Origin of the sequence: Streptococcus salivarius (assembly GCF_002094975.1) — a bacterium.
Lineage (GTDB): Bacteria > Bacillota > Bacilli > Lactobacillales > Streptococcaceae > Streptococcus > Streptococcus salivarius_D.
Genome location: NZ_CP015283.1, coordinates 965259 through 979470, shown reverse-complemented (window position 1 = coordinate 979470; position 14212 = coordinate 965259). Strand labels below are relative to the sequence as shown.

The following is a 14212-nucleotide window of genomic DNA, read 5'->3' as shown; positions in this document are numbered from 1 at the left end:
AATTAATTGTTTTTTATTTTGAGCTATTCTCGAGCATTTCCACATAGTCAATAGCAACACACAGGGAAATGGCTAAATCGGCGTAAGTATTTTCATAAACAGTAACAGTATAGGTCGATGTCAGATGGAAGAGCTCCTTTTGAATCCTAGCAACTACCTGATTTTGACTATTAAGTAGTTGAAAATCCAAGTCCCAAATATTACCCTCTATTCGCAAACCAAGATTATCGACATCATACTTATCACGAAGAAAGGTTAATTTTTTTCGAATGTAAAAACTCGAACCATCCCGCAAGTCTACTGTAAACTTAGGCAAGAGACTAAGCGGCTCCTTGGTGATATGACTAATCTCACGACCATCCTCACCAAAAATCGTAAAGGTCTTTGGAATCTTAAAGAAGGACCCTTCAACCTGATAGGCAACTCTACCTTGATCATCCTTGATATCAAAGCGTTCGCCACCCAATCGAAACTTCTGTTTGACAAAATAGGTTTTCATACGCCACCTCCAATATTGCCACACATTTCATTCAGAAAATACCCAAAGAATAAAAGACAAGTCCACTAAACGAAGGGCGACGTGAACCGCGGTACCACCTTCATTCAATGAACTTGTCATTCTTATTTGTCTTTAATTGTGAACTTTGAGTAGCAAGTAACCAGATTCGTCCATGGCTCGCAGCGACCGCCATTTTTCTGTATCAGAAGCGATGATTACCAATCTCAAAGGGAAGGCTAAAAATGTCATGATATTAGAACTTTCAGCCACTCTCCATTTTAACGTGTTTTAGGTCTTAGGTCAAGCTGATAATAGCATTATCAACTCTATCATGTGATTTATTTGCTAGAGCTTGATGATGAACTTGATGAAGCTCCAGAACCAGTCACATACTGGTCAAGAATTGCGCTAAAGGCCTTGTCTACAACTTTAACATTATATTTCTTAAGGACCTTAGCAATCACTGAGTTAGTGAAGTTAGTATCAGATTTCTTACCATTGATGATAACCTTAGTCAAATCATCCTTATAGTTTTTCCAATCTGCATTTTTCTCAGATTTTGAAACAGTTTTGACGATGTAGTAAGTCGCAGCACCAGTTGAGCTGTTTGAAACAGTCACTACGTCAGAGACGGCATTAGCATCTTGTTTGAAGGCTGCTGTCAAAACATCTGCTGGGAAGTCTTGAGAAGCTGAGTTAACCGTCTTAGAAGTCACTTCCAAGCTGTTATCTTTAGCTACTTGTGAGAAATCTGCTCCTTCTGCCTTAGCTTCAGAGTCCACCTTATCTGCCACTGCTTTATCAGTAGTTGAAACCACTTGCACCTCTGTATTTGGTGTGTAGTTATCATAGGCAGCCTTGTAATTTGCTTCCGTCAAATCTTTTTGTGCGGCTTGGTTAACAGCGTACTCAACCAATTTTTGTGTACGGATTTGAGTGCGGTATGACTCTTCTGTTTGACCATAGGCTGCAAGTACTTGTGAGAATTGATCTCCGTATTGTTCTGAAGCTTGCTTATAAGCTTTGTCAACGTCTTCTTTGCTGACTTTGCTACCATATTCTTTTTCAAGAGCCTTTTGCAAAGTTGCACTCAAAACACTTTGTTGTGTTTGGCTACTACCTTTAAGTGAATCAAAAACATCACCAACAGTAACAGTATCACCTTTCATAGATACCAAAGTTGTTTCTTCAGTTGTTTTGTTACCTAGAGAAACATACATAGCACCTGCACCAACGAGAGCTGAAACAGCTACAAGGGCAAGACCTCCAAGGAAGCGACCACCTGAGCTTGGTTTACCAGCATCACGTGTCTTTTTAGTTTTAGCACGTTTAGCTTTTTCTTTCGCTTTTTCACTGGCGAGGGCGATGCTTTCCTCTTCTTCTTTTTGGCGATCAAGATGCTCTTGTTCTGCGTCTTTGTCTGCTACAACCTCTTCAACAGTTTCTTCTGTTGACTCAAGGTTTTCATTTTCTTTAGCCATTTTATCTACTCCTTAAATTGTCAATATCTTTGTTATTATACCACACTTACTTAAATAATGCTTAATCTGGCAAGATAATATTTTCAGAATTTTTCCGAAGCATAAGAAGTCCGTCACTCATAGGGACCAAACTAGCAGTCAATCCAGGGTTATCTAAGGTCGCATCAAAAAGACGATGCAAGCCACGGTAAATCGTACGCTGACCACGACGAACCTCCATGATATCTTTGGCAATATCGCCCCCTTGGAAGATATCATCAAAGACGATGACACCACCTACCTTGAGACGTTTTAGGATTTCAGGCAGAAAGACGATATATTTAGACTTGGCTGAGTCCATAAAGACAAAATCATAGTCAGTGTCCAAATCTTGCAAAACTTCTGCTGCATCTCCTTCGACCAAGGTAATTTGTTTGCGGCTGTCATACTTGGCTAGATTTTCCTTGGCAAAGCCAATCATTTCTTCATTACGATCAACCGTTGTAATCTGAGCATCAGGCGCATACTCAGCCATAAGAAGGGCTGAAAAACCAATAGCTGTTCCTACCTCAAGGATTTTCTTAGGCTGCAAGGTCTGCAACAAAAATCGGAAATAAGCAACTACTTCGTGCTGGATAATTGGAATATTTTCCTTACGAGCAAAGGCCTCCAGTTCAGCCAAATGCCCTTTATTTTCCTGAAGATGCGTTCGCATGTAGTCCACGATATCCTTGTTGACTACTGGACGACGCATGTTGTGATTTGCGTTTTTACTATATGATTTAACCATGTGTTTTATTATATAAAAAATCCCTAGCGAGTGCTAGAGATTTTTCTTATCTATAACTCAAATCGTCATCATTAAGCTACTTGACGTAACCCCCTCTTTTTCAAGAGGTAGGAAACGACCAAAGCCACCACGTAAAGAGCGATGAAAACAAGCAAGGTCATCTGGTATGATTTTATCAATTCGTAGGTTACGGATAAAAGCATTGGCCCCACTAAGGCCGCCATCGCCCAGGCAGTCAAAATATAACCATGAAGGGTAGCCAACTCCTTTGCCCCAAAGATATCGCTAAGATAGGGAGGAATTAATGAGAAACCTGCCCCGTAGCAAGTCATCAGAACAGCCATCGCAACCACAAAGACAAGTGGAACTTGCAGGACAATTAGGAGGACAGCCATAACAATATTAACCACAAAGAGGAGAACAAAGGTCTTCGGACGCCCAATATAATCCGACAAGCCTGCCCACAGAAGGCGACCAAAACCATTAAAGATTCCCATAACACCTACAACAACTGCCGCTGATTCAGCTGACATCCCAACCATATCTTGAGCCATTGGAGAAATAGCAGAAACAAGGGCTAAGCCACATGAAATATTGATAAACAGAATAAGCCATAACCAGTAGAAAGTTGATGATTTCAGAGCCTCATTAGCCGTAACTCCCTTGCTCAAATCAGCAGCCTGACGGTTCGGACTCTTGTCAGCCAACAGTTGTGCTTCCTCTACACTTGGTCGTTTAATGAATTGTGAGACAAAAAGCATAACAACAAAATAAACGACTCCCAAGATATAAAAGGTCTGCTCAACACCACGTGCCTGAATCAGATATTGAGCAATGGGACTGGTTAACAATGAGGCAAAGCCAAAGCCCATAATGGCAAGGCCAGTCGCAAGTCCACGCTTATCAGGAAACCACTTAATAATAGTTGAAACAGGCGTAATATAACCCACACCCAGTCCTAGACCACCAAGAATACCATAACCAAGATAAAGCATCCACAGCTCTCCATGAGCAATGGCAACTCCTGTCAGAATGTTACCCCCAGCATAGAGAACAGCCGACATACTCCCAGTCACTCTAGGACCAAATTTTTCAACCAGACGCCCCATGAAAGCTGCAGAAAGCCCTAGACAAAAGATAGCCAACGAAAAGGCAAAAGAAACTGAAGATTGATCCCAGCCAGTCTGGGCCATAATAGGATTACGATAGATACTCCAAGCATAGGTAGACCCCAACATGAGATGGAGTAAGACACCACACGTTGCTACAAGATAACGATTGGTTGTTTTCACAAAAACCTACTTTCTATTTCTGAACATTGTTCACTTATAAAATACAAAACGTTAGGTTTTTAGTCTATCACGAATATAAACCATGGGCTATAAATATGCTCACCAACGTATTTCCATATCAATTAGAACTTCCATTCCAGTAAATGTTCGTTTTTAGACATAAAAAGAATCATCCTGATTCAGAATGATTCTCTCATATGGTAACTTCTTTTTAAGAAAGGTGAACACCTTTTTCAACCAAAGCTTCCAATTCAACAAGACGGTCTTCAAAAACTTTGAAGGCAGCATCTAAGTAGTCGGTATTGGTCATATCAACACCAGCTTTCTTGATGACTTCCAAAGGATAGTCTGAGCTTCCCGCCTTAAGGTAAGTAAGGTAAGCTTCTTTATCTTCTTCAGTACCGTGAACAATTTTTTCAGCCAAGTAGCTTGCCGCAGCAAATCCTGTAGCGTATTGGTAGACATAGTAATTCATGTAGAAATGCGGAATACGTTCCCACTCAAACTGAATTTCGTAGTTATCCTCAGCTTTAAGGTTATAGTATTTCTCATTGAGGTCTGCGTAAAGCTTATTCATGAAGTCCGCTGTCAAGATTTGACCAGATGCATCTGCCTCATGGATAGCATGCTCAAACTCGGCAAATTGTGTTTGACGGAAGACAGTTCCCTTGAAACCATCCAAATAGTGGTTAAGAATAGCAAAACGTGCCTTGTCATCTTTAACCTCTTTAAGAAGCGTTTCTGTCAAGATATTTTCATTGGTTGTAGACGCAATTTCCGCCAAGAAGATTGGGTAATCTCCGTAAACATATGGTTGAGTCTGACGTGTGAAAGTTGAATGCAAACTGTGGCCAGTCTCGTGAACCAAGGTAAAGAGATTGTCCAAAGTGTCTTGCCAGTTCAAAAGCATGAAAGCATTGGTATCATAGGCACCACCTGAGTAGGCACCTGAGCGTTTTCCTTTGTTAGGGTGAACGTCAATCCAACGTTCCGTAAAGGCTGCATGAACCCCTTTACTATACTCTTCACCAAAGATTGCCAAGACTTCTTCTGCTTTCTTTAGAGATTCTTCATAAGTAAGAGCAGTTTCAGTCTCAGAAAGTGGTGTATAGACGTCATACATCTTAAGCTCGTCAAGTCCCAAGACCTTCTTACGCAAATCAAGGTAACGGTGCAAAAGTGGCAAATACTTGTTCACTGATTCCAAGAGTGAATCATAAACACTCTCTGGAATAAAGTTAGCCGCAAGTGCTGCATGACGTGCCGAATTATAGTGACGAACTTTGGCTTGGTAATTGTGAACCTTAACAACACCTTGGAGTGTTTGTGCATAAGTATGTTGGAACTGTTCGTAAGTCCCATACATCGCTTCATAGGTTCCCTTACGAATGTCACGGTCCTTAGATTCCATAAGAGTGATAAAGTTACCATGTGTCAACTCAACCACATCCCCTTGACCATCTGATACCCATGGGAAGAGGATATCAGCATTATCCAAGACATTGAAGGTATCCGTTGGACCGTTGAAGATATCACCGGCTGCTGCCAAGAGCTCTTCAGCTTCTTGAGAAAGAACATGGTCCTTGTTTGCCAAAAGGCGTTCAAAATAGTGGTCATAAAGCCCAAGACCTGGCTCTTGTTCTTTAAATTCAGCTAATTTCTTATCATCCAAGGCCATAAATTCAGGCTCAAAGTATGCAAAAGCTTCACTCAACTGTGAGTAAAGGTTTGAGGCCTTAGCTTGGTACTCTTGGTAAAGCCCTACTGTTGTGTCTTGGTCATTTTTCATTGACGCATAGACATAGATTTTCTCCAAGCGACGCATAAGACTCATATAAAGTTCAGTTGCCTCAAGCAAGTTCTTAGCAGAATCTAAGAGATGACCTGCATAAGCACTAGCCTTCTTCAAATCCTGAACAGTGCTTTCATATTCAGTCTCCCAATCTGCATCTGTCGCAAAAATGGTCGTCAAATCCCATGTGTATTTCTCTTCTAAATGAGCACGATTGTCTGACATAATATTCTCCTTAATTGTATCTATTCTTTACTATTTTAGCATAAAAGGTGGGAGGGTAGAGAGTTTGTCGATAAGAAAAATGCCTTTTTCGATAATATTGCATAAAAAGCTTTTCAAAACCTTCAAGTGACTGTCTAATTTGTACAAAGCCCTGCTTAGATTCAGGAAATCTTACTTGTGGGGAAAAATCCTGATCAGACAGGCATAATAAATTCATTCCATTAAGATAGGCTTCTTCCTGCCTTCTCATCCACCTTGGATTTTTCCCCATTAATTCTCGTTGAATCACATGTGAGACCCTCTTTCGCTGAGTTACTTGATAAGTCTCAACCTGCTCTGCTTGATAAGGAAAACGTAGAACTGTCATGAGATTTTCGGTTAACGGCCAAGCCTTAGTTAAATAATAGACTTTCCCAAAAATATCCTCATAGATGAGATACTTAAGTCTAATTTCCTCACGCTTCCAATCAAGCTCCCATAGGTGAAATCCAATCTTAGCCGTAAAATAGAGAAAGTCCCGCTGTAGGTCTGTTAGACGACCATTCAACCAGAGTTCCTCACCCAAAAGCCAACGCACTTCGTAACCTGCTTGGTGATAGGCACATGTCCTCTCTCTCAAACGTTGCTGGGATAACCGAGAACACTGAACTTCTAGAGCCAGGGAATCGCCAACAAATAAATCTGCAATTTGCCCCATCTCAGACAAAACTTTTTCAATACTTACTTTTTCACCATGATTAACCAAAGATTTATACAAAGCTGCCTTAAGAGATAAATGTTGGGCCGATTCATTCTCCGAGAAGAACTGACAATCTTGCAAAGACTTATGAGCAAAATGTGGACACATTACCTGGCCATGTCTCAGAAGGACAACTCCCTGGCAACCAGGACAGCTATAGGATTCCTTACGTTGCAAACTGGTTTCTAGAGCTGAAACGAGGTTTCCCTCCTGATTTTTTGCAATTAACATGACTCTCTCCTTCGTGCACTCTCTTACTTATTCGTAAAAGAATTCACAAAATAAAAAAACATCTAGATTACTCTAGATGCATCCCCCATTCAAACTGAAACTTGCTCCCTGCTGTATGGAAACTTAGGTTTATAGGTGTATTGCTTAACCTAGGATACAAGTGCCACTCAGTCCATTCGATCTCTTTTCAACAATCTCGATACCTAAAGGAAAATCCCCCAACTTTCCTTGGTATCAGGATCTTGAAAACAGTTTCTATCCAACATAACCATTAAAAATAGTCAATGTAGCATAGACAGATGCTCTCACAAACATCTGATCAAATTCCGTCACTGAAGCATCATCCCAATATGCTTTTCACCCTTTTATTCCTCAATCCCACTAAAAACTTAATCCTTGAGTTGATAATGAGATAAAACAATTTTTAGACTTTTACAAGTTAAAGTCTCTATTTACTAACATTGAACCACCAATTTCCTAGGTGCAGTTCAGTACCAACAAACTCAAAATTGTGTTGGCTCAAAATGGTTTCTAGTCAAGAGTATCTTGTGATTGATAGTCAGTCAATCTGAGAAGCTTTCCCTCTAGCTTCTTTACACAGAACGTCATACTGCTTACAAGATACTATTTCCTAGAAGAGTATTGCTAAAAACGCCACTCTCAAAACATACCACCTATCAGTCATTAGGTTTAGTCCACCTTCTGATAGGTATATTAGCAGTTACTGCTTTATTTTCTCTCCCTCTTCGCTTTTGAAGATTAGTCTCTACCGATTCTGCTGTTTTTGAATCTGTCGTTAGCTCTACACGGATTAAAAATACCGCTAGCTCCCGCTACGATGATGCTGATGTTTTAAATCGATTAATCTAATTTTTTTGCTGTTTAAATCTTCTCTTTTTAAATCATCACAATGAAACATTGGAATTTGATAACTTAGAATTCCAGATTCTAAGTTAGTCTTTTTTGACCAGAGAGTCACCCTGCCAAAAAAACAAACTCTTCCTAACACAATCTATTATACTTTATTATAATTTTTTGTCAATTAATTTATTTCATATTTTTTGAAAATATTTTTAAAGCCCTATTGTAAAATGAAGTGCAACACAAAAGACATGTTCATCTGATATACTAGAGTTGCGAAAAACAGTATAAAGGAAGATGAACATGTCCACTAATTATTCTACCACAAATCAATCATACAAGCACTTATCTGAAGCTGAGCGAGGGGAAATTGAAGCTTATTTAAGCGTAGGACTCAAACCTGCTGAGATTGCTCGTAGACTAGGGAGAAATCGCTCTACTATTACTCGTGAAATTAATCGTGGTTCCATAACACAAGTGAAAAAAGTAAATGGGCAAAAGGTCTATTACCAACACTATTATGCAGATGCTGCTCATAACCGTTATCGTCATGCTAGAGAAGCCAGCTATTATTTGAAACTGGATTCCGTATCGGATGACTTTCTGAGAGCATTTACAGAAGCAATGAGAGAGAAACCAAGGGTGCATAGCGTGGATACCTTTGTTCATACCTATAGACTCCAACATGTAGATGCAGTTGTTCCTTCAACCAAGACGCTCTATAACTATATCCATCAAGGATTGTTAGAGATTAAGGTCATTGATTTGCCAAGAGCAGTGCGGATCCGTAAGAAATTTACCAAGCGCCCCTCTACCAAGAAACATCTAGGAAAGTCAATTGAAGAAAGGCCAGAAGAAATCAATAATCGTTCCCGTTTTGGAGATTGGGAAATCGATTCTGTTCTGGGTGGAAAGACAATAGGAGAACCTTCTATTCTAACCTTGGTAGAACGACAAACACGCTATGCTGTCACAAAGAAACTCGTGGAAAAGAAAGCAGAGTATGTCAATCAAGCAGTCTTAGAGTGTATGAAACTTTATCCCATTAAGTCCATAACTGCAGATAATGGAAACGAATTTTCATCATTGAGTAAGATAGAGGGATTAGATGTTTATTTTGCACATGCCTATTCATCTTATGAACGAGGTACAAATGAGAATTTCAATGGACTACTAAGAGAGTTCATTCCGAAGGGGTGTTCGTTAAAAGAACTAAATCAGAATCTTTTAGAGGACTATACAAAGGCTATCAATGAAAGACCTAGACGAATTCATGGCTATCAGTCCGCAAAAAAGCTGTTTGAGCTAACTCAAACAGCTTGAAAGATACTCACTTAATCAGAGGAACATCTTTGTTGCACTTGACTTGACAATTAGGGAAATATTTTTAAATACTCTTTTTAGATAGTTGAAACAGTTCAAAAACACTATAATATAGGCATTTGTGCTGCCATTGAAAAATTAGAAAACATCCTTTGCTTTTTAGTCACGATCAATAGAATATGTTAGCTATCAGAAAATTTTATTTTTATTATTTTCGACTAACTTGATTTTACTTAACTAGTCAAAACCAACCGTGAAATGACCTACACCCCAAAAGTTAGACAGAAAAAATCTAACTTCTAGGGTGTTTTTATTATGAAATTGACTTATGAGGATAAAGTCCTTATCTATGAACTTAGAAAGGAAGAAATGATTGATAAAATCCTACATGAATACTGTTCTCAAGATAGAGTTTCTCTCGAATATTCTCTCCCAAATCAAGGGATGCTTCCTAACTGGCTCGCACAATACAAGAAAAAGCTAGAAGAAATGACGGAATTAGAACGTCTTCAAGCAGAAAATGCGGTTCTAAAAAAAATGAGAGAACTCCGAATCGTGGTTTTTGGGTCAATCATAAGAGGATTCAGCGTCTGATGAAGGCTCTTGGTTTAAGTGCTCGAATTCGTCGTAAACGTAAGTATTATTCATACCAAGGAGAGGTTGGTATGAAAGCAGAGAATCTCATTCAACGCCAGTTTGAAGCATCAAAACCAATGGAAAAGTGCTACACAGATGTAACAGGGTTTGCTATTCCGGCAAGCAGCCAAAAACTCTATTTATCACCAGTTTTAGATGGTTTTAACAGCGAAATTATAGCCTACAATCTTTCTACTTCGCTGAACTTAGCACAAGTAAAAATGATGTTGGAACAAGCCTTCACAGAGGGCAATTACGAGAACACTATTCTCCATAGTGACCAGGGGTGCAATATCGACATGATTTCTATCATCATTTTTTAGAGGATAAAGGGATTCAGCCATCCATGTCACGTAAGGGCAATAGTCCAGACAACGGCATGATGGAGCCCTTCTTTGGCATTCTTAAGTCTGAGATGTTTCATGGTTACGAGAAGACATTTAAGTCGCTTAACCAATTGGAACAAGCTATTGCAGACTACATTGCTTACTATAATAATAAGCGCATTAAGGCAAAACTAAAACGAAAAAGACAATCGCAAGTGACTTCAACCAAACCACACACGATTGCCTCTATACATCGTCTCATTAGAACAATGTATTACCTCATAACGCATAACAAACTTTATGATTATACTTCTATCCAAAATCGGTAAAATTGTTTATGCCATATTGTTGTAACGCCTTATCAAAAAAATCATCAGATAAGATGTTGGTTTAGTGTACACTTTTTACACTAAACTTTAGTTCAAAAAAGACAATTTCCTTAGTTTGACTATGGAAGTCAAACTATTTTTCGGCAAATACCTTGATATACTTGACAAATGGTAGAAAAGGACTTAGTCCTGTGCAATACAGAACTAAATCCTTTGCTTAAATTAATTGTCTAACCTTTTGGGGTCAGTACATTATGATTTAATACCCTCAAAATAGCAACCATTCTCACGATTGTTCAATAGATTTAAACCTTTTCAAGGACAGACTGGGTTACCCAAGTCTTGCGATTTCCGATTTGGACGAGGACGCCATCGCTAGGTGGGTCAATGGCTAGCACTTTGAAGTTACCTGGAATAGTAAAGGTCTCACCAGGATTGAGGTACTGGTCTGAAGTTGGATTGCCTTGTCCATCAACTTCAAGAACAGGTCCAGGATCAACGATATTGTGTTTGGTTGGTGTGCCTCCAGCTAAATCTTGACTAGTGATGTTATTTCCTACTATAGATGTTACACGGAAAGTTCCTGTGAAGCGAACCGTATCACCAACTTTGAAAGAAGAGTTAGTAGGATTTCCATTTTGAGCCCCTGGTTCGAGGTCTTTAAAATGGATATAACCAGACACTTGACTCTTGTGGAAACTACGTTTGTGATATTTCTCAGGCCCTTGACCTGCATCGTAGTTGTACTCCTCAATGGTCACCTGATCACCACGAACTTCCGCAACCCAAGCGACATGTCCCATGTGACCTGCTCCATTGACACCAGCTGAGAACCAGGCGATACTCCCTACGGCAGGGTTCATGTCAACACGGTGACCGTTGGCACGTGCAATACTGCCCCAAGTGATGGCATTTCCATAACCTACTGGCAGAGTGAAACCATTGGTGTTACTGAGGCGATAGGCTGCAAAGGACGTACACTGACGCCAATACATGGTCCAAGGGTCCACGCCGAAACCACCATATTTCCAAGAGGAAGGGTAGTCATCCCCGAGAACAGCCGCCTGAGCAGAGCTGCCACACGAAACCGAAACAGTCGCTAGACAAGCTAGCGGTAAAAGACAATTTAGTAATTTTTTCTTCATTTTTACCTCCACCTATCTATTCGCAGTTTTTCTGGAAAATGGAGGTAATTTTTGCGTTTAAGCTCCTCTTAAGCTGTTCAGGCTATACTATCATCAATCCTAAATAACTTTTTTCATTTTCATAATCTCCCAAGAAGCGATCCAAGTGGCCGCCTTTTATATGCCTTGAATATACAATATAAGTGCACAAAAAAGCCAGGAAAATTTCCTAGCTTTTGAGGTATTATCTTAGTGTTTACGTTTGTAAGTTGAGATACCGAACAAAGCCAAAGCTGATGTCACCATAGCTGCACCTGCTGCTACAGAAGCTGCTGTTGATTTTTCACCAGTAGCTGGAAGAGTTGGAGCTTCTTCTTTTACAGGTACTGATGTTGGTATTACAGGTACTGATGTTGATGTTACAGGTTTACCTGGAGTTGGTTCTGCTGGAGTTGTTGGTACTTGAGGTTTTGGTTTCTCAGTTGTTTCTTCAACAGATACAAAGTTTTTGTGGTAAGTAACTTTTGCTGAAACAGTATTTGGAAGAACTGGTTTGTTTGGTTCTTCTGGCAATTCAGGAACAATTACAGATGAATCTGTCGCAAACCAATAAGCGATTGGAACATTAAGGTTATTTCCACCTGCGATAAAGTCCATTGGTTCACCCTTGAAGATTGTTGCAGCAGCACCATAGTAGGCATTCTTCGTACGAGGCGTTCCGTCTGAGTTAATCGCATCCCAACCTTCATCTGTGACTTCACCAGTTGTTGGATCCACTGTTGGATCACTGTTAAAGCGTGAACCGTTAGCAACAAATTCGTTATCGTTTGTTGCATAAGCATAACCATCCTCATGCAAAGTGATAGATGAACCAGGAATTTGAACGTATTCATTACCATTCAAACCAACTTTTTCAATGTGGTTTCCAAGCTCAGTGTTCCAGTGGTTAAGTGAAGAGATACTCAAAACTGAACCGTTCTTAGACAAATCAAGTGGTGTCACAGATGACTCAGAATCAAAGAAGTTCAAGTTCATCTTAACGTGAAGTTTTTTATTAGTGTCGTCAGTTTGTGAACCAATGAAAAGTGTCTTAGTTGGATCGTGGTACAACTTAACAATGGCTGAACCATCTGTACTTGGTGTTTCTACCAAAGTGTAAGTTGCAACAATTTTCTTAACTGGAGTACCATTGAATGATGTTCCGTTTATGTTGTTGTATGTTACAGTCAATGTTTGACCCGTAGCCATCTTCAACCATACATCTTCAGTGTATTCACCGTCAGCATTGATAGTGTATTGTGTACCGTTAGCTGCACTGAAGTCACTTGGAATGTAACGAGATGTGTTGAATTGTTCAAGGATTTCATCTACTGAATGACCTGATTGGATTGTTTTATCCAAGTAGTCAACAGAACCTGCTGAGTTTTCAACAGTCATAGTAGCATCAGATTCTGTTTTATAAATCAAGCCAGTAGCATTTTCAGCCAAGCCTTTTGTCAAAAGACGAGCTGTTGTTCCACCAGTGTACTCTTTGTATGATTTTTCCCAAGCAGCATAAGCAAGAACGTCTTGGTAGTATTTATCCAATTGTGTCTTGTAATCTGCAAGTTTTTGTTTATATTCTGAAACCGCAGTTGTCAAAGCTGTTGTTTGAACTTTGTTGTCATTGTTAGCAGCTTCAACGCTAGTGTGTTTAACACCTGCTTCTTCTGTAGCTGTGAATCCCCCTGTTGCAACAACATTTGCTTTAGCAGATGTAAGAGCTGCATCAGCTTCTTCACGAGTCAATTTATTTTCAGAAACAACTGTATTTGAAGCTTCTTGAGCATCTCTAGCTGCTTGATCTTGGACAGCTTTAACATCAGCAGAATCTTTTGATGCTGCTGCAGTCATTGTTGCAGCTTTAACAGCGTTATCGAAGTCAGGATTTGAAACTTCAGCAATAGCTTTAGTTGTTGTTTTTACAGTAGTATCTGTTTCAGTAGTAGTTTTTTCTTCTGTTCCAGGTACTGTAGTAACAACTGCTGCATCACCTGTTGTCTTAACAAGATTAGCACTTGATTCTGCAGCCGTATTTGATACGGTTGCATCAGCATCAGTAGTTGCTGTTACATCTTTAGCTTCATCTGCAGCTGCTACACTTGTAGCCGCGAGTCCTGCAAGCAATACGCTTGAATACAATGTTGTTTTAAATGGATTGACTTTCATTTACACTTTCTCCTTCTTGGTTAACATTTTTAACCTAATTCTTCACCGCCTAATATACTACCGTGATTTTTTAAATTTAGCAATAGTTTTCTGAAAAAAATATTATATATTTGCTACACGTTTTTAAAATTTGACACACTTTTGTTATATTTTAATCATTTCTTTACAATTTAGTGTAATTCGTAAGGCTTTTAAAGAGTTTTTACTTAATACTTTCTTATAGCTGTTCATTTTTTTCTCATAATAAACCGTTTCAACGATAGAATAGGCTTCCTATTAGAAACAGGTCATCAAGAACTGGCCTCTTCATAACTAAAAACACATAAAAAAACACCTTCAAGACCTTGACTTTAAATGTTTTTCGTCGTATGCTTGAA

General features: G+C 39.3%; 9 protein-coding genes and 1 pseudogene. 2 read left to right on the top strand and 8 right to left on the bottom strand.

Features of this window, described 5'->3' with window-relative positions; genetic code table 11:
* Positions 1-13: 13 nt before the first annotated feature.
* The 6 genes from V471_RS05080 to V471_RS05055 form a co-directional block, all read right to left on the bottom strand.
* Positions 14-499, bottom strand: a complete 486-nt coding sequence (locus V471_RS05080) for an LURP-one-related/scramblase family protein (RefSeq protein WP_013990151.1) — start codon at positions 497-499, stop codon at positions 14-16.
* Positions 500-837: 338 nt separating this feature from the next.
* Entirely contained in the window at positions 838-1980 is a 1143-nt protein-coding gene (locus tag V471_RS05075; protein WP_002886735.1) for a peptidyl-prolyl cis-trans isomerase, read from the bottom strand.
* A gap of 61 nt (positions 1981-2041) precedes the next feature.
* The gene (locus V471_RS05070; RefSeq protein WP_014633986.1) at positions 2042-2749 is read right to left on the bottom strand and encodes an O-methyltransferase; all 708 of its coding nucleotides are present in this window, start codon (positions 2747-2749) and stop codon (positions 2042-2044) included.
* A 71-nt stretch (positions 2750-2820) separates the two neighbouring features.
* The gene (locus V471_RS05065) at positions 2821-4041 is read right to left on the bottom strand and encodes an L-lactate MFS transporter (protein WP_045769259.1); all 1221 of its coding nucleotides are present in this window, start codon (positions 4039-4041) and stop codon (positions 2821-2823) included.
* A gap of 211 nt (positions 4042-4252) precedes the next feature.
* The gene (pepF, locus tag V471_RS05060) at positions 4253-6058 is read right to left on the bottom strand and encodes an oligoendopeptidase F (RefSeq protein ID WP_084871169.1); all 1806 of its coding nucleotides are present in this window, start codon (positions 6056-6058) and stop codon (positions 4253-4255) included.
* Between the two features lie 10 nt (positions 6059-6068).
* On the bottom strand, positions 6069-7028 hold the full coding sequence (locus V471_RS05055; RefSeq protein WP_084871168.1) for a competence protein CoiA: 960 nt from the start codon (positions 7026-7028) through the stop codon (positions 6069-6071).
* Between the two features lie 1164 nt (positions 7029-8192).
* On the opposite strand from V471_RS05055, the gene V471_RS05050 reads away from it, so the two are divergent.
* The gene (locus V471_RS05050) at positions 8193-9212 is read left to right on the top strand and encodes an IS30-like element IS1139 family transposase (protein WP_171021848.1); all 1020 of its coding nucleotides are present in this window, start codon (positions 8193-8195) and stop codon (positions 9210-9212) included.
* Positions 9213-9527: 315 nt separating this feature from the next.
* Positions 9528-10371 (top strand): annotated as a pseudogene (locus V471_RS10930) (IS3 family transposase); the annotation flags it as partial.
* Between the two features lie 437 nt (positions 10372-10808).
* On the opposite strand, the gene V471_RS05030 reads toward V471_RS10930, so the two are convergent.
* Entirely contained in the window at positions 10809-11648 is an 840-nt protein-coding gene (locus tag V471_RS05030) for a CHAP domain-containing protein (RefSeq protein WP_084871167.1), read from the bottom strand.
* Positions 11649-11876: 228 nt separating this feature from the next.
* Positions 11877-13835 (bottom strand): GbpC/Spa domain-containing protein, encoded by a 1959-nt coding sequence (locus V471_RS05025; RefSeq protein ID WP_002886728.1) that lies wholly within the window; start codon positions 13833-13835, stop codon positions 11877-11879.
* Between the last annotated feature and the right edge of the window lie 377 nt (positions 13836-14212).